This window comes from Streptomyces sp. NPDC107550 (genome assembly GCF_055639095.1).
In genome coordinates, this window is sequence record NZ_JBVKBC010000010.1 from 49,760 (window position 1) to 66,731 (window position 16,972).

General features: G+C 73.0%; 13 protein-coding genes. 6 read left to right on the forward strand and 7 right to left on the reverse strand.

Features of this window, described 5'->3' with window-relative positions; genetic code table 11:
- Positions 1-380 precede the first annotated feature (380 nt).
- From ACZ7LY_RS16290 to ACZ7LY_RS16305, 4 genes are all read left to right on the forward strand, one after another.
- Positions 381-2,270: an ABC transporter ATP-binding protein gene (locus ACZ7LY_RS16290; protein WP_471625237.1), complete on the forward strand. Its 1,890-nt coding sequence runs from the start codon at positions 381-383 to the stop codon at positions 2,268-2,270.
- Positions 2,271-2,668: 398 nt separating this feature from the next.
- Positions 2,669-4,321, forward strand: a complete 1,653-nt coding sequence (locus tag ACZ7LY_RS16295; RefSeq protein ID WP_471625238.1) for a flavin-containing monooxygenase — start codon at positions 2,669-2,671, stop codon at positions 4,319-4,321.
- A 135-nt stretch (positions 4,322-4,456) separates the two neighbouring features.
- Positions 4,457-5,431: an AurF N-oxygenase family protein gene (locus ACZ7LY_RS16300; RefSeq protein ID WP_471625239.1), complete on the forward strand. Its 975-nt coding sequence runs from the start codon at positions 4,457-4,459 to the stop codon at positions 5,429-5,431.
- A 171-nt stretch (positions 5,432-5,602) separates the two neighbouring features.
- The gene (locus tag ACZ7LY_RS16305) at positions 5,603-7,225 is read left to right on the forward strand and encodes an FAD-dependent oxidoreductase (protein WP_471625240.1); all 1,623 of its coding nucleotides are present in this window, start codon (positions 5,603-5,605) and stop codon (positions 7,223-7,225) included.
- A gap of 171 nt (positions 7,226-7,396) precedes the next feature.
- On the opposite strand, the gene ACZ7LY_RS16310 is transcribed toward ACZ7LY_RS16305, so the two are convergent.
- The 3 genes from ACZ7LY_RS16310 to ACZ7LY_RS16320 all read right to left on the reverse strand — a co-directional run bounded on the left by ACZ7LY_RS16310 (position 7,397) and on the right by ACZ7LY_RS16320 (position 10,498).
- On the reverse strand, positions 7,397-8,083 hold the full coding sequence (locus ACZ7LY_RS16310) for a TetR/AcrR family transcriptional regulator (RefSeq protein ID WP_471625241.1): 687 nt from the start codon (positions 8,081-8,083) through the stop codon (positions 7,397-7,399).
- Positions 8,084-8,118: 35 nt separating this feature from the next.
- Complete coding sequence (locus tag ACZ7LY_RS16315) at positions 8,119-8,943, reverse strand: hypothetical protein (protein ID WP_471625242.1); 825 nt, start codon at positions 8,941-8,943, stop codon at positions 8,119-8,121.
- A 67-nt stretch (positions 8,944-9,010) separates the two neighbouring features.
- The gene (locus ACZ7LY_RS16320) at positions 9,011-10,498 is read right to left on the reverse strand and encodes an FMN-binding glutamate synthase family protein (RefSeq protein ID WP_471625243.1); all 1,488 of its coding nucleotides are present in this window, start codon (positions 10,496-10,498) and stop codon (positions 9,011-9,013) included.
- A 435-nt stretch (positions 10,499-10,933) separates the two neighbouring features.
- Between ACZ7LY_RS16320 and ACZ7LY_RS16325 the strand changes: the two genes are divergently transcribed.
- Together ACZ7LY_RS16325 and ACZ7LY_RS16330 are read left to right on the forward strand one after the other, a co-directional pair.
- The gene (locus ACZ7LY_RS16325) at positions 10,934-11,710 is read left to right on the forward strand and encodes a dienelactone hydrolase family protein (protein WP_471625244.1); all 777 of its coding nucleotides are present in this window, start codon (positions 10,934-10,936) and stop codon (positions 11,708-11,710) included.
- A 356-nt stretch (positions 11,711-12,066) separates the two neighbouring features.
- Complete coding sequence (locus tag ACZ7LY_RS16330; RefSeq protein ID WP_471625245.1) at positions 12,067-13,581, forward strand: carotenoid oxygenase family protein; 1,515 nt, start codon at positions 12,067-12,069, stop codon at positions 13,579-13,581.
- 64 nt (positions 13,582-13,645) lie between these two features.
- On the opposite strand, the gene ACZ7LY_RS16335 is transcribed toward ACZ7LY_RS16330, so the two are convergent.
- From ACZ7LY_RS16335 to ACZ7LY_RS16350, 4 genes are read right to left on the reverse strand one after another with little or no spacing between them, the layout of a single operon-like run.
- On the reverse strand, positions 13,646-14,356 hold the full coding sequence (locus ACZ7LY_RS16335) for a lysophospholipid acyltransferase family protein (RefSeq protein WP_471625246.1): 711 nt from the start codon (positions 14,354-14,356) through the stop codon (positions 13,646-13,648).
- Positions 14,353-15,582, reverse strand: coding sequence for a wax ester/triacylglycerol synthase domain-containing protein (locus ACZ7LY_RS16340; protein WP_471625247.1), 1,230 nt, complete (start codon positions 15,580-15,582; stop codon positions 14,353-14,355). The genes ACZ7LY_RS16335 and ACZ7LY_RS16340 overlap by 4 nt, the downstream gene beginning before the upstream one ends.
- Positions 15,583-15,610: 28 nt before the next feature.
- The gene (locus tag ACZ7LY_RS16345) at positions 15,611-16,633 is read right to left on the reverse strand and encodes a beta-ketoacyl-ACP synthase III (protein WP_471625248.1); all 1,023 of its coding nucleotides are present in this window, start codon (positions 16,631-16,633) and stop codon (positions 15,611-15,613) included.
- Positions 16,630-16,869: an acyl carrier protein gene (locus ACZ7LY_RS16350; RefSeq protein WP_471625249.1), complete on the reverse strand. Its 240-nt coding sequence runs from the start codon at positions 16,867-16,869 to the stop codon at positions 16,630-16,632. The genes ACZ7LY_RS16345 and ACZ7LY_RS16350 overlap by 4 nt, the downstream gene beginning before the upstream one ends.
- Positions 16,870-16,972 lie beyond the last annotated feature (103 nt).

Below are 16,972 nucleotides of genomic sequence, written 5' to 3' on the forward strand. Positions count from 1 at the left end.
ACGCAGGCGGATGGGGCCTGCGGAGCCGGCGGCGGCCATGAGGTGCCGTTCCCGGACTCCGCGGGCCCCATCCGCCGTTTCGCACCTCTGCGCCACCTCGCAGCCAAGACCGCGGCCCTTCCGCACGCTCGAAGACCGCCCGCACCACCCCGTCCGAACCTCTCAAGTCCCTCCCGTCACACAGGTTTCACGGCTCGGCGATTCGGCCAATCTGCCCGCCTCGGAAGCGCCCCTGGCACCGGGGTGCTCGGCCTACGCAGCAGACCTCCCAACGTCTCCAGCCCGTCCGGAATCGAGCGCGTTCGAATCCGGGCGGGCGTCGTTATGCCGGTCACCGCCGAGCCACCCAGGCGCGGCAGCCGACCTTGAGGAGGGACGTAGTGACCGACACCGGCACCGCGACGACCACCCCGCCCCCACCGCCGCCACCCCCACCGGCGACCCTCACGTTCGAGGGCGTGTACGGCAAGAACCCGCTGGCAGGCGCCAGTTTCGGAGCCATGTGCAGACGTCTGCCCGCCGTCCTCGCGCAGAGCGGGAAGATGGCGTGGGCGGCCGACCGCGCGGGCGTGGCGCTGCTGCTGACCTGCCAGGTGGTCACCGGCGTGGCCGCCGCCGTGCTGCTCACCTTCACCGCCCGCGCCATGCGGCACATCCTGGGCGACGGCGACGTGGTCGAACGGCTGCACGGCGCGCTGCCCGCCCTCGCCGTCGTCACCGCGGCCGCCGTCGCCGGACGGGTCAGCGCGACGCTGTCCTCGTACGCGGACGGCCGCATCACGCCCGTACTGATGACGGCGGCGGACGTCGCGCTCGTCGAAGGGGTGTGCCGCGTCGAGTCGTCGGTGTACGCCGAGGACGGCTTCGCGGACCGGCAGGAGGCCGCGGAAGTCGGCGTCGTCCGCACCCGCTCCATGGTCCAGGACACCCAGCGCTTCATGTCGGCGCTCATCCGGATGCTGGCGGCGAGCGCGGTCATCACGACGCTGCACCCGCTGCTGCTGCCGCTGCTCCTGCTGGCGGTCGTCCCCGCCGGGGCCGGCGCGGTGCTCAGCGCGCGCGTGGACTACGAGACGCACTACCTCAACGTCGGCGACCGCAACGTCCGTTCCATGATGCGCTGGGTCGCCACCTACTCCCGCTACGGCGACGAGGTGCGCGCGAACGGGATGACGGACTACCTCGTCCACTGGTACCGCGCCCTGTCGGAACGCATCGACCAGCGGACCCTGACCGCCGCGCCACGCATGCTGCGGATCGTGCTGGCCACCAGCGCGCTGGGCGGGGTGTTCCTGCTCGGCACCTGGGCCACGCTGGCCTGGCTCGCCTCCACCGGCCGCATGGAACTGCCCGTCGCCGCCACCGCCGTGGTGGCGCTGCAGAGCACGCTCGCCGCGCTGAACCAGTTCGTCATCCACGGCGCCGCCCTGTTCCACACCTCGCTCTACCTCGCCGACATGCGTGACTTCCTCGACATGGCCGAGGAGCGCGCGCCGAGGCGCGGGTCCGCGGTCGTCCCCGCGCGCGTGGAGGAGATCCGGCTGGACGAGGTCGTCTGCCACTACCCGGGCAAGGAGGACCCGGCGGTCGCCGGTGTCTCGCTGACCGTGCGCAGGGGCGAGATCGTCGCGGTGGTCGGGGAGAACGGTTCGGGCAAGTCGACGCTGGTCAAGACCCTCACCGGGATTCTGCTCCCCGACAAGGGGCGTGTCCTGTGGGACGGCGTGGACCTCGCGGACGCGGACCCCGCCTCGGTGTGGTCGCGGACGGCGCTCGTGCCGCAGAATTTCGCGTGCTGGCCGTTGCGCGTACGGGAGAACATCACGCTCGGCCAGCCGAGGACGGCGGACGACGACGCGGTGTGGGAGGTGATCGACGCCGTCGGGATGCGCGACGAGGTCGAGCGGCTGCCCCGGCAGCTCGACACCGTGCTCGCCCGCGAGTTGTGGGGCGGCGTGGAACTCTCGGGAGGCCAGTGGCAGCGGCTGGTGTGCGGCCGGGCGCTGTACCGGCGGGCGCCCCTCATCGTCCTGGACGAACCCACGTCACAGATGGACGCACGCGGCGAACACGCCATCTTCACGCAGGTCAAGCGGCTGGCGGGGGAGCGGATCACTTTCGTGGTGACCCATCAGCTGCAGAACACGCGGCTCGCCGACCGGGTCGTGGTGATGGACCGGGGACGCGTGGTCGAGCAGGGCTCGTACGAGGAACTGGTGGGCGCGGGCGGCCACTTCGCGCGCCTGGTGGCGCTGGCGGAGGACCGGTGATCCGGTGACGCGCCGGAGCCGCCCGCCGGCCGAGGGCGGCTTGTAGAGGTGTGGTGAGGGGAAGGGCCGCGCGGTGGTACGGAAACCGCGCGGCCCGTTCCTCCTGACCTGTGGCGACGTCGGGAGGGCGGGTGTGCGGGTTGTGTGGGTGGGGTGCGGGTGTGTTTTGTGTCACGTTACCGGTGGTATCTGAAACAGCGTGTCGCAGGTATTTTTTGGGGGTGGGCTGAGGTGTGGCCCTCTGCGGGGCCTCGTCGGTTCGCGCGGGCCGCGGCCGGTCGGTCGGCCTGTTCTGTTGGATTGTTCGGTTGTCCGTGTCCCGTCGTCGTCGTGGTGTCGGGGCGGGCGTCCCGTACCCCCGGCTTCGCGGGGGCGCGGGTCTGAGAGTGGGGACGGTCATGAAGCGACAGCAGGTCGACGCGAACACCGGCGCCGAGGCCGGCGCGGGCGCGCCCGAGGCCGTAGAGGTGGATGTCCTCGTGGTGGGGGCGGGAATCTCGGGGGTGTCGGCCGCCCGGCACGTGGTGCGCGAGTGGCCCGGGGTGTCGCTGGTGGTGCTGGAGCGCCGGGCGCGCGTGGGCGGGACATGGGACCTGTTCCGCTACCCCGGCGTGCGCTCCGACTCGGACATGGCGACCTTCGGGTTCGGTTTCCGCCCGTGGCGCGACAAGCGGGTCCTCGCCGCCGGTGACGAGATCCGTACGTACGTGGAGGACGCGGCCCGCGACGAAGGCGTGCTGGATCGCGTGCGGTTCGGGCGGCGGGTGGTGAGCGCGGACTTCTCCACGCGCACCGGCCGGTGGACGGCCGTGGTGGACGACGAGGCCACCGGAGGCCGCGAGGTGTACCGGGCCCGCTACCTCGTGGGCGCCACCGGCTACTACGACTACGACGAGCCGTACCGGCCGGACCTGCCCGGCCTGGAGCGGTTCCAGGGCGAGGTGGTGCATCCGCAGCACTGGCCCGAGGGACTGGACCACGACGGCAAGCGGGTCGTCGTCATCGGGTCGGGCGCCACGGCGATCTCGCTGCTCCCGGCGATGGCGGACCGGGCCGCGCACGTGACGATGCTCCAGCGTTCCCCCACGTACGTGCTGGCGCTCCCGGAGCGGGACCCGCTGACCTCTGCCCTCCAGGCGCTACGGATGCCCGCAGGGCTCGTCCACCGCCTCGTGCGGGCGCGGAACATCGCCATGCAGCGCGGGAGTTACGCGTTCTGCCGCGCCTACCCGCGCCTCGCGCGCCGGGTGCTGCTGGGGCTCGTACGGGCACGGCTGGGCCGGAGCGTGGACATGCGGCACTTCACGCCGCGCTACAAGCCGTGGGACCAGCGGCTGTGCGTGGTGCCGGGCGGCGACCTCTTCCGGGTCCTCAGGAGCGGACGGGCGTCGGTGGTCACCGACCACATCAAGTCGTTCACCCCCGACGGCATCGAACTGCGGTCGGGGCAGCGCCTGGAGGCGGACATCGTGGTCACCGCCACCGGGCTCAAGGTGCGGCTGATGGGCGGGATGCGGCTGAGCGTCGACGGACAGGAGGTCGACATCACGAACCGTGTGCTCTACAAGGCGGTCCTCCTCGAGGGAGTGCCGAACCTGTCCCTGGTGATCGGCTACACGAACGCCTCGTGGACGTTGAAGGCCGATCTCGCGGGCGCGTACACGGCACGCCTGCTGACGCACATGCGCAACGGCGGGTGGGACGTCGTGACGCCCGTGGCGACGGACGCCGACCGTTCCGTGCACTCGGTGATGGGGGAGGCCCTGACCTCCGGGTACATCGCCCGCGCCGACAAGGTGATGCCCCGTCAGGGGACGCGTGCGCCCTGGCGGTTGTGGAACAACTACTACCGCGACCGGGCCCTGCTCAAGGACGCGCCGGTCGAGGACGGTGTCCTGCACTTCGCCAAGGCGGGGCAGACGCCGGCCGCCGCCGCGGTCCCGGCCGCAGAACCGGTGCCCGGCGTGACGCAGGGCGACGGCCTCCTCCCCGCCGCCGACGGCGAGGCACGCGCCGACGACGGCGCCGCCAACCCCTCGCGGGTCGCCTGACCGCGCGCCGCCCAGCCCCGCACGCCCGCGCGTCCGAGCCGTGAAAGCAGCAGCACAGCACCCACCCATCCGCTCGTTCCCGCCCCCGGACCCGTCCGGCGGAGCGGGCCCGCCGAGGAGACATCGAGGACGACGATGACCCTGAACGTGAACCTGTCCAGGAAGGTCTACGACGACCGGCTGCGGACCCTGTCCGAGGGCTCCGTGAACGTGAACTTCAACGCGTTCAAGGACATCCCGTGGGACGACCCCGAGTTCGCCGTCGACAGCAGCGACCCGCGCTGGGTCCTGACCTCCGCCGACGCGCTCGGCGCGCACCCCTGGTACCGGGAGCAGCCGCTGGAGACGCAGATCCGGATCGGGATCTGGCGCTGGGCGGTGATCGCCAAGGTCGGCATGCAGTTCGAGAACATCCTGATGCGCGGCGCGCTGGACTACCTGTACGAACTGCGCAACAGGGACCCGGAGTTCCGCTACCTCACGCACGAGATCACCGAGGAGACGCACCACACGCAGATGTTCCAGGAGCTGGTGAACCGCACCGGCGTGGACACGGCGGGCGGCAAGCGCTGGTTCCGCAAGGTGAGCCGGTTCCTGCCGCTGGCCGGGTCGCTGTATCCGGAGGCGTTCTTCACCGGCATCCTCGCGGGGGAGGAGCCCATCGACCACCTCCAGAAGGCCGCCCTGCGCAGCGGCGAGCCGGTCCACCCCCTGCCGCAGCGGATCATGCAGATCCACATCGCGGAGGAGGCCCGGCACATCTCCTTCGCGCACGAGTTCCTGCGGATGCGCGTGCCGCGCTTCGGCAAGACGCGGCGGGCGGCCCTGTCGGTCCTGTTCCCGCTGATCATGCGGGTGTTGTGCGACGTCATCATGATCCCGGACCGCAAGTCGGCGGCCGAGGTCGGCATCCCCGACTGGGTGGTCAAGGACGTGTTCTGGAAGTCGGAGGCGGGGGAGAAGATGCTCCACGACCTCTTCTCCGACGTCCGGATGCTCGCCGAGGACCTGGGCCTGATGAACAAGGTGTCCCGCCCGGTGTGGAAGGCCCTGCGCATCGACGGCCGCCCGGCCCGCTTCCGCGGCGAACCGGCCCCGCTGACCGACTGACCCGTCGGCGCCGCCGCTCGACTGCCCCCGGCCTGCGGGCCTCCTGATCCGCCGGTGCCGGGGAGCGGCCGCCCCCGAACCGCTCGGCCGGCCCGCATCGCCCGCGCGGCAGTCCCTTCGACACCCGCCCCGACGAACCGTGTTGACCCCTCGAACGGAGACCAGCCCGCCGTGCCGTACGTCGTCACCCGATCCTGCTGCGCCGACGCCTCCTGCGTGCTGGCCTGCCCGGTCAACTGCATCCACCCCACACCCTCCGAGCCCGGGTTCGGCACCGCGGAGATGCTCTACGTCGACCCCGCCACCTGCGTCGACTGCGGCGCCTGTACGAGCGCCTGCCCGGTCGACGCGCTCAAGCCCCACACCGCGCTCAGCGAGAAGGAACTGCCCTTCCTCGAACTGAACGCCGCGTACTACCGGACCAACCCGCACGCCGACCGCACCCCCATGTACGTCGTCCCGCGCCAAGGCCCGCTGCCGACAGGCGACTTGTCCGTGGCGGTGGTCGGAGCGGGCCCGGCCGGACTGTTCGCCGCCGACGAACTCCTGCGCCGCCCGGGTGTCCGCGTCACCGTCTACGACCGTCTGCCCACCCCGTACGGACTGGCCCGCGCCGGCGTCGCGCCCGACCACCAGGACACCAAGCAGGTCACCGAGCTGTTCCGCACGATCGAGTCGCAGCCCGGCTTCACCTACCGCCTCGGCGTCGAGTTCGGCACCGACGTCACCCACGCCGACCTGCTGCGCGCCCACCACGCGGTCGTCTACGCGGTCGGCGCGGCCGGGGACCGCCGCCTCGGCGTCGAGGGCGAGGACCTGCGCGGCAGCGTCAGCGCCACCGACTTCGTCGCCTGGTACAACGGCCACCCCGACCACGCCGACGACGACTACCCCCTCGACACCGAACGCGCCGTCGTCATCGGCAACGGCAACGTCGCCCTCGACGTCGCCCGCGTCCTCACCGCCGACCCCGACACCCTCGCCCGCACCGACATATCCGACCGCGCCCTGGCCGCCCTGCGCGCGAGCAAGGTCCGCGAAGTCGTCGTCCTCGGACGCAGAGGCCCCGCGCAGGCCGCGTTCACCGTCCCCGAACTCCTGGCCCTGAGCGCCCTCGACGACGTCGACGTCCTCCTCGACACGGACACCGACGCCGCCGCGCTCACGCCCGACGCCGCCGCCGGGCCCGAGGCGGCCGACAAGCTGCGCCTGCTGAGCGCCCTCGCCGCCCGCACCCCGACCCCGGGCCGCCGCCGTATCGTCCTGCGCTTCTTGACCAGCCCCCTGCGCATCGAGGGCGACACCGCCGTACGGGCCCTGCACGTCACGCCCACCCGGCTGCGCACCGCCGAGGACGGCACCGTACGCGCCGAGGCCACCGGCACCCCGCACAGCCTGGAGACCGGTCTGGTCCTGCGCAGCGTCGGCTACCGCGCCCGCCCCCTGCCCGGCCTGCCCTTCGACGAGGCGACCGCCACCGTGCCGCACACGGCGGGCCGCGTCGAACCCGGCGTCTACGTCGCGGGCTGGATCAAGCGCGGCCCCACCGGCTTCATCGGCACCAACAAGACCTGCGCCCAGGAGACCGTCGCGTCCCTCCTGGACGATCACGCGAACGGCCGCCTCACCGCTCCCGCCGCCGTCTCCGCCGCACTGCCCGAGGGCCTCGGCCTTGAGGCGTGGCGCGCGATAGACGACACCGAACGGCAGGCCGGCCGGGCCCACTCCCGCCCCCGGGTCAAACTCACCGACACGCCGTCCCTCCGCGCGGCGGCGAAGACACCCGCCACCTGAGACCCGCGTAGGCGCTCCGACCCGGCTTCTTTCCACGCGTGGAGTGAAGCGCGCCGAACGCCCCTTGCCCGATCGGCCCTTCGGCCAGGTGCCCGCCCCCGTGCCGCTGCGCGCGGAACGGCGGCGGGCCCGGCCGGGCGGCCCGCCGCGGCGACCCGGCGCGACGCCTCCCTACGCCCCCAGCTCCGCCACCCGGTCCCCGGGGGACAGCTCGACCCCCAGCTCCCGCAGCGTCGCGTCAAGGACCGCCCACACCGAACGGCACAGCATCGCCCGCAACTCCTCCTCGGACTGCTCGCGTTGAGGGTCACGCACCCACTGGTTCACCGCCGTGTCCACGAACCCCACGATGCCGATCGCCACCGACCGGATCGGCGCCGCCTCGACCCCGAGCGCCTTCAGCACGTCCCCGAACCGCTCGCTCAGCATCAGCGCGATGGCCGTCTTCGCGTCGGCCACCAGCGATCCGTCGCCCATCGCGTGCTCGCCGACGCCCATGTACGCGTACAGGCGCGGATGTTGCGCCACCCAGTCCAGATGCGCGCCCACCACCCGCTCCACGGACTCCTCGATCGTCCCCTCGAACGACAGCGTCGGCTCCATCCGCCCCATGAAGGACTCCACGACCCTGCGCCGGATCAGCCCCTCCAGCGCGGCGCGGTCCTTGAAGTGCCGGTACAGCACCGACCGCGGCAGCCCCACCCGCTCGGCGAGCCGCTGCACACGGAACCGGGTGCCCTCCTCCTCGATGAGGGCGACCGCCGCGTCCACCAACTCCTCCTGACGCTGGGCCTTGTGCCCTTGCCACCGGGTGGAGCGTCTGTCGATGGGAGCCTCGCCGCCGCTTGTGTCCGCCATCGCACCAGGATATCGACGCCGCCCCCGCGCACCCCTCACACCGCCGACGACGAGGCCCCGCCCCGCACCCCGACACCCCCACCACCGACCTGCCCCAGCCGGAACCCGTGCCGCCGCGCGAGCCGCCGTATCTCCACCCACGCGACCAGCGTCGTGGTCGCCGCGCCGCCCACCGAGAGCAGGTCGAACAGCCGGGGCCCCGGCGCGACCGAGAAGAGGACGTCCTGCGCCGCCACCACCCAGGCGAACACGATCGTGATCACCGCGGGCAGTGCGGGATGCAGCTCCACCGTGCGGAACATGTGCCGCGACAGCGCCGGCACCGCGTACAGCACGAACCCCACGCCGCGCGCCGCCGTGTACACCCCCACCAGCGCCACCAGCAGCAACAGCCCGGTCCTGGCGGGCGGGACGTCCTCGCCGTACAGCGCGACCCCCGCGAACCAGACGGCCGTCAAGCCGGCCGCGGCCAGGACCACGTGCCCGAAGAACGCCTCGAGCGCCACCAGCGGCCCCCGCAGCCTGCGCCGCGCCCACCCGTCCCCGAGCTGCGCCCGTACGAGGGTCGCGTACACCGCCACGACACACAGCGTCGTGACCGCCAGCACGGCGGGCGCCAGCAGGAGCCGCACCCCGCTGTCGACCGCCCACCACGACACCGGCAACCGCCCCGACGTCAACAGCGGCACCTTGACGACCATGCCGATGAGCACGCCTCCGTAGAACCGCACCAGACGCAGCCCCTCGATGAACGGATCGGGCGGCACCACCCGCTCCCGGCTCTCCATCCACCGGCGTACGAGGAGCCGGTCCTTGCCGGCCCCGGCACTCCCCGGCCCGTCGTCCCCGCCCCTGGTCATGGCATGAGCGTGCCAGCCTCGCCCGGCGGACGACACCCCTCCGCCGGGCCCGAGGCGCGTCCGGTCGCTACTCGTCGCCCTTGCCGGACCCCGCCCAGCCCGGCTTGTACCCGTAGACGCTGCCGAGGCTGCGCGCTTCGTAGTCGCCGTTCATGACGTCGATGTCCTCCGGCGTGATCAGCGACGGATGCGCGACCCCGACCGCCGAGGACACCTTGAGCAACTCCTTGCGCAGCGTGCGCAGATACATCGCCGCCCGTGTCGCCTTCGACGGCGCGTCGATGCCGCGCGTCAGCCACGGGTTCTGCGTGGCGATGCCCGTCGGGCACGTGTCGGTGTGACACTTCTGCGCCTGGATGCAGCCGATCGACAGCATCGCCTCACGTGCCACATTGATCATGTCCGCACCCAGTGCGAACGCCACCACCGCGTTCTCCGGCAACCCCAGCTTGCCGGAGGCGATGAACGTGACCCGGTCCGTCAGACCCTGCTCGGCGAACGTCCCGTACACCCGCGAGAACCCCATGCGGAACGGCAGCGACACCGAGTCGCTGAAGATGAGCGGCGCCGCACCCGTACCGCCCTCGCCGCCGTCCACGGTGATGAAGTCGACACCGCGCTCACCGCCGCGCATCAGGGCGGCGAGTTCCTCCCAGAACTCCATGTCGCCGACCGCGCTCTTGATACCGACCGGCAATCCCGTCTCGGCGGCGAGGAGTTCGACGAAATCGAGCATCGAATCCACATCGTGGAACGCGGTGTGACGGCTGGGAGAAGCGCAGTCCTTCCCGGCCGGGATACCCCGGATGTCGGCGATCTCCTGCGTGACCTTCGCCCCCGGCAGCATGCCGCCGAGCCCGGGCTTCGCGCCCTGCGACAGCTTGATCTCGATCGCCTTCACCGGAGCCGAGGCGACGACCTCCTTCAGCTTCTCCAGGCTGAACGTGCCGTCCTCGTTCCGGCACCCGAAATACGCCGTCCCGATCTGCAGCACCAGATCGGCGCCATGACGGTGGTACGGGGAAAGGCCGCCCTCACCCGTGTTGTGCATGACGCCGGCCAGTGCGGCCCCCTTGTTCAGCGCGGTCACCGCCGCGCCCGAGAGGGAACCGAAACTCATCGCGGAGATATTCACGACGCTCGCCGGACGGAACGCCTTCGCGCGGCCGCGCGGACCGCCCAATATCTTCGCCGACGGCAGCGGAGCCTGCGGATCACTGATGTCCGGCAACGGCCCCGCGAACGTACGGTGTTTCACATACGCGTGACCCTGCACATGCTCCACGTCATTGTCCGTACCGAACCCGAAATAGTTGTTCTCCTCCTTCGCGGACGCGTAGATCCACGTCCGCTGGTCCCGGCTGAACGGCCGCTCCTCGTCGTTCGACGTCACCACGTACTGCCGCAGCTCGGGACCCATCCGCTCCAGCAGGTACCGGGCATGCCCCACCACCGGATACGTCCGCAGCAGCGCGTGCTTCTTCTGCACCAGGTCCCGCGCCGCCACCGCGGCCAGCGCCGCCGCGGCCACCGCCCCCACATTCCGCATACGCATCGGCCATCAGCCTTTCCCTCGTGAATCCGACTTCTGCCCGGTCGAAGCCCGACCGAACGCCACCGCCCGCGATCCCGCCCACCCCGCCGACCCCCGCTGCGACCCCGGTGACCGGCCGGCCGCGACGACACCCCGGCGCGCGCCCCGATCGTAGAAGCCGCCCCGCGCCCACCCGGGCGGCGGGGCCCGCGCCCCCACACGCCCCTCACACGCCGGGACCCCGGCAGGGCCTCGGTGCGCGGAGTGCGCCGAAAACCGTTTGGCGGCGGGCGGCATGTGTTGTTACCGTCTCCACGAGCCGTGCGAGACACAGACGAGGAGGTGGTACCCGTGGACACGATCACGACATGGGTGCTCCCCTCCAGGGACACGGTCGGGCGATAGGCAAGCGTCGTCCGGGAGCGCCGTCACTGTGCACTCCCGAAAGGCACGACCATGCAGCTTCACCTCACTCCCGGGCACGTCCTCGACGACGGCCGTACCCGTGAACGCACCTTCACCCTGGGCGGCACGCCCGACGCCCCCGGCATCCCCGGCGTCCTGTGGACCCCGAGCACCGCGTCCGGCGACCGCCCGGCCCCGCTGATCCTGCTCGGCCTCCCCCCGCTCGGCCTGGGCGCGATGCACCCGCGTCTGGCCGCCCGCGCCCGGCACGCCGCCGCCGACGGCTTCGCCTCCGCCGCCATCGAACTCCCCGGCAGCGGCGACCGGCCGCGCCTGCCCGCGCTCGACCAGGCCCGCGCCGAACTGCGCCGGGTGATGCAGGCCGGCGAACCCGTCACCGACGCCGTCATCGAGGCGGTCGTCCTGCCCCTGGCCGACCAGGCCGTCCCCGAATGGCGACGGACCCTCGACGCCCTCCTCGACCTGCCCGAGATCACCGGCCCGGTCGGCGTCTCCGGCGGGATCATCTCCCTCGGCATCCGCCTCGCCCTGACCGATCCCCGCGTCGCCGCCGCCGTCCTGTTCGCCGGCAGCCTCGTGCCCCGCACCACCTTCGAAGAAGCCCGCCAGGTCACCATCCCCGTACACGTCCTCCTCCAATGGGACGACGAGGGCAACGACCGTGACGCCTCCCTCGCCCTGTTCGACGCGCTCGGCTCCGCCGAGAAGTCCCTGCACGCCAACATGGGCGGCCACACCGGCGTCCCCGCCCACGCGGGCGAAGGCGCCACCGGTTTCCTCACCCGTCACCTGACCCCCGCCACCTGACCCCCGACCCCGATCGCGCGCCCCCTGCCCTTCCCGGCAGGGGGCGCGCCGGAGGGGCTTGGATTGCCGGCGCCGAGACCAGCCCCGTCAGGGGCGCGGGGAACCGCGCGCTCAGCCACAACGAAACCCGCACCCGGCGACAAACCCTGGGGCTCCGCCCCAGACCCCGCTCCTCAATCGCCGGAGGGGCTTGGATTGACCGGCGCTGAAGCCCCGCAGGGCGAGAGGTGTATCTGGCACCACCCCCCGATCCGGGCCCTACCCCTCCTGCCCCCGCCCCGCGCCCGCTCCAGGATGGACACCACCAGACGCCGAAGCGGCCGGGGCAGGAACCGGCGACCAAGGGGGAATCACCGATGAAGGACCACTCACGACGCAGGGTGTTGCAGGCCGGCGCGTTCGCCGCGGCCTCCGGAATGGCCGCCGCCCTCACCACCGGCCCCGCCCGGGCCGCCGCCCCCCTGCGCCCCGCGACCCCGCCCACCGGCACGAAGCCCGGCGGCGCCCTGCCCTTCCTGGAAGGCGACTTCGCCCCCGCCACCAAGGAACTGACCGCGTTCGACCTCCCCGTCACCGGCAGGATCCCCCGCGACCTCGACGGCCGCTACCTGCGCAACGGCCCCAACGCCCTCGGCCTCGAAGACCCCCGCGCCCACCACTGGATGCTCGGCGACGGCATGGTCCACGGCGTCCGCCTGCGCGGCGGCCGCGCCGAGTGGTACCGCAACCGCTGGGTCCGCTCCACCCAGGTCACCGGGAAACTCGGCGAGAGCCACCCCGGCCCCGTCCCCCCCGACGACTTCGCCTGCAACACCCACGTCATCGGCTACAAGGGCCGCATCCTCGCCCTCCAGGAAGGCGGCCCGCTGCCCTACGAACTCGACGGCGACCTCGCCACCCGGGGCACGCACGACTTCCGCTCCACCCTCAAGGGCTCCTTCACCGCCCACACCAAGTACGACTCGGCCGCCGACGAACTCCACGCCGTCACGTACTACCCCACCTGGGACCACGTACGACACCTCGTCATCGACCACACAGGACGCGTCACCCGCACCCACCGCATCCCCGTCGCGGACGCCCCGATGATGCACGACTTCGCACTCACCGAGAACTACGTCATCGTCGTCGACGTCCCCATCACCTTCGACGAGCAGGCCGCCGAGGCCGGCGCCATCGTCCCCTACAAGTGGAACCTCCAGCACCCCATGCGCCTCGGCGTGATGCCCCGCACGGGCGGCAGAACACGCTGGTTCGAGATCGACCCCGTGTACTTCTCCCACACCCTCAACGCCTACGACGACGGCCACCGCATCGTCATCGAGTACACCTCCATGCCCGCCCCCTTCTACGCCGCCGGCCTCGGCAGCGGCGGCCCCACCGCCACCGGCGCCCCGAGCCTCGACCGGTGGACCATCGACCTCGCCCGCGACCGCGTCACCGCCACCCGCATCGACGACCTGCCCCAGGAGTTCCCCCGCATCAACGAACTCCTCACCACCCGCCGCCACCGCTACGGCTACACCGCCAGCGCCGCCGAGATGTGGCGCGCGTACGAGACCGTCGACGGCCATATCCCCGACACCAAGTTCACCAACTGCCTCGTCAAGCACGACATGTTGCGCTCCACCCGCCAGGTCCGCCGCTTCCCCACCGGGGCGGCCGCCAGCGAGCCGGTCTTCGTGCCCCGGCGCGGCGCCCGCGACGAGGACGACGGCTACGTCCTCGCCTACGTCAACGACCCCGCGCGCGGCGCCACCGACCTCGTCGTCCTCGCCGCCCAGGACTTCACCGGACACGCCCTGGCCCGCATCCATCTCCCCGGCCGCGTCCCCCTCGGCTTCCACGGCAGTTGGGTGGCCGACGCCTGACCCCGCCGCCCACCGCGACGGGCCGGACCCCCGGCCCGTCGCGGCCGTGCGCCACGCCGGAGCGTCAGACCGGGACCGCCTTGCGCGGCGCGGGCAGGTCGATGAACTCCTGCCCGGACAGGGCGGCGATGTCACACATGAGGCGGTACGTCACCTCGCGCAGCGCGGCGGTGGCCGGGAAGCCGTCGGCCCGCCGCTCGTGGCCCTCGGCCGCGGGGACGAGGGGTGCCCCGAAGCGCAGCCGCACCGGGTGCGGGCGGAGCCGGCGGGTGCCGAGCGGCTGGACACGGTCGGTGCCGTGGATGCCGAAGGGGACGATCGGGGCGCCGGTGAGGAGGGCGAGCGCGGCGGCGCCCGGCCTGCCGCGATAGAGCCGGCCGTCGGGGGAGCGGGTGCCCTCGGGGTAGAGCAGCAGCGGGCGCCCGCGCTCCAGGACGGCGCGGCCGGTGTCGAGGACGGCGCGGGCCGCCGAGGGACCGCCGTAGCGGTCGACCGGCAGGACGCCGAGGCGCCGGGCGTACTGGGCCATCACCTGCCCGCGCAGGCCAGGCCGGTCGAAGTACTCCTGCTTGCCGAGCATGACGACCGTACGAGGGACCGCGGCGAGCACGAAGTACGTGTCGCACACGGCGAGATGGTTCCCCGCCAGCAGGACGGGCCCGGACGCCGGGATGTTGTCGGCGCCCGTCACCGTCAGCGGGCAGTGGGCGCGGGCGACCAGGCGCATCGCGGCACGCACGGCCCGGTAGCAGGCGGCGGACTGCTGCTCGGTCACGGGGTGCCTCCGGCGTCCGGGGCCAGGACGTCGACCGCCCGGAGCCAGAGATCGGCCAGCTTCTCGGCGGCCGGCAGCGCGGTGTCCGCCGTGAACGAGCAGACCGCCTCACCGCCCCACAGCACCAGCGCCGACTGCTGCGGGAAAGGCAGCGGGAGGCAGTTCAGCGGGGTGAGACGCGTGGCCCGGCGCCCGCCGAAGCCGACGTCCCCGGTCAGCAGCAGCACCGTCGACTGCATGGCGCTGCGCGCGAACATCCGCGAGGCGCGGCGCAGATGGGCGGGCGCGTCGAGCCGCGCCGTGCTCCTGGCCATGGCCCGGCGCAGACCGGGATGCCCGAGCGAGGCCGTCCGCCCGGCGAGGATCCGCGCGCGGTCCCCGAGGTCCCGGGTGCTCCAGGGGACGTCGATCAACGCCGTGGAGAAGCGGTTCCCCACGTACGGGGTCGGGCCTCCGGACCGGTGCAGGGACACGGGCACGACGATGCCGCGCGACGGCCTGCGCCGCGTCGTCCACCCGGTGGGGTCGGACTCCTCGGCCACCCGGCTCAGGGCCGCGAGATGCACGTCCAGGACCGAACACCCCAGGGTGCGGGCGGCCGTTCGCAGCCGGGCACCCGCGACCGCGGCCGTGGACAGCACCCGCCGGTCGTCGGCCGCACCCGGCAGGAGCGGGACGCGAGGAGGCCGTACGAGGAGGCGCGCGGAGGCCGACGCGCCCCGCAGCCGGCCCGCGAGACGCGCACCGAGAGCGAGCGGCCCGCCCTCGGCAGGGGACGGAACCGCCGAAGGCTCCGGTCCTGGCTCGGCGAGCGAGAACAGCCGGCGGGCGAGGCGCATCATGCTGCCCCCGTCGTGCAGGGCGTGGTGGGCCCGGTAGGCGAGCAGCCATCCGTCGCCGCCCTCCCCGGGCACCAGCCACAGATCCCAGGGCCCCCGCGCGCACGGGGCCGGCAGATTCACCAACGCGTCGTACGCCGACGACCACGCGCCCGTCCGGCCGCCCGGCACGGTCAACTCGCGTACGTGGTCACCGAGGTGACCGGCGCACTCGGCCAGCGGCGGCAGCAGGGGGAGTCGCCGCCGCAGCTGCTCCAGCACCGCCCCGGTGCCGGCCGGGGGCCCCTCCATCTCCAGGACGAAACCGATGTCGAGGTGCTGTGCCCGCCCCTGGACCGCGCGGATCGCCGCGTCGAGGGCCGGGTACGTGAGGTCGGCGCCTGCCATGCCGGGGGCCTTTCGGTCGGTGGAGGTCTCAGTCGGTGAGGGTCAGCTCGGGCCACACGAGGGTGGTGGCCGCCCAGCTCAGGCCGCCGCCGAACGCCGCCACCGCGAGCCGCGCCCCCGCCGTGAGCGAGCCGTCGCGGGCCGAGTGGTCGAGGAGCAGCGGCAGCGACGCGGACGAGGTGTTGGCGACGCGTGCGATGTTGGACAGCCACCGCTGCGCGGGTACGTCCATGCTCGTCGCCAGGGCCTGGCTGATACGGAGGTTGGCCTGATGGACCGCGTAACGGTCGACGTCCTCAGGCGCCCAGCCCGCTCTCTCGACGGCCGCCCGCAGTGCCGCGCGCATGCGCTCGACCGCGTTGCGGAAGACCTGCCTGCCGTCCAGCCGCAGATACGGGTGCGGCCCCTCCGCGGTGCGGCCGTACCGGGAGCGGGAGCCGCCGCCCACCGTGCGGGCGAGGTCCGCGCCCTCCCCGTCGCTGCCGAGGACGAACGGCCCGAGCGCTCCCGCCTCCGCGCGTCGTCCGGCCCGGAGCACGACCGCGCCCGCGCCGTCACCGAAGATCGCCGCCGTCGTCCGGTCGTCCGGATCGGTGATCGCGGACAGGGTGTCCGCCCCGATCACCAGCACCCGCTCCGCCGTACCGGCGGCGATGTAACCCGCCGCCACCGACAGGGCGTACGCGAAACCGCTGCACGCGGCGCTCACGTCGAAGGCGGCGACGCCCGACAACCCGAGCCGCGAGGCGATCTCGGGGGCGCACGCGGGGACGAGCCGGTCGGGCGTCGCCGTGGCCAGCAGCACCGCGTCCACCTGGCCGTGGCCCTGGGACTTGAGGGCCCGCGCCCCCGCCTCGACCGCCATGTCGACGGTCGCCGTCTGCGGGGACGCGCGGTGCCGGGTGCGCACTCCGGTGCGCTGGACGATCCACTCGTCGCTCACCCCGAGCCGCTGGGCGACCTCGGCGTTGGGCACCACGTCGGGCGGCAGCCAGGACCCGAGGCCGCACAGGACCGCCGCCGGCACGCCGCCGTCCGGTTCGGCCGTCACGAGACGGGGAGTCGCCGGCGGCGCTGTTCGAGGAGGTCCGCGACCTCACCGACCGTGGCGCAGGCCGCGATGACGTCCTCGTCGACGACGAAGCCCAGGCTCTCCTGCACGATCATGGCCAGTTCCGTCACGGCGAGGGAGTCGAGGCCCGCGTCCTCGCGCAGCGCGTCGGCGGTCACCGCCTCCGCCGGCAGATCGAGCCGTCCCACCAGCGTGTCCCGCAGCCAGGCATCCATAGGGTCTCTCCGGTTCTCTCACGCCGCCGCAGTCGCGGAGGCCGGGACCAAGATCCCCCAAGGCCCTGTCGATCACGGAACGGCGGTACGTCCGGACGGGTGA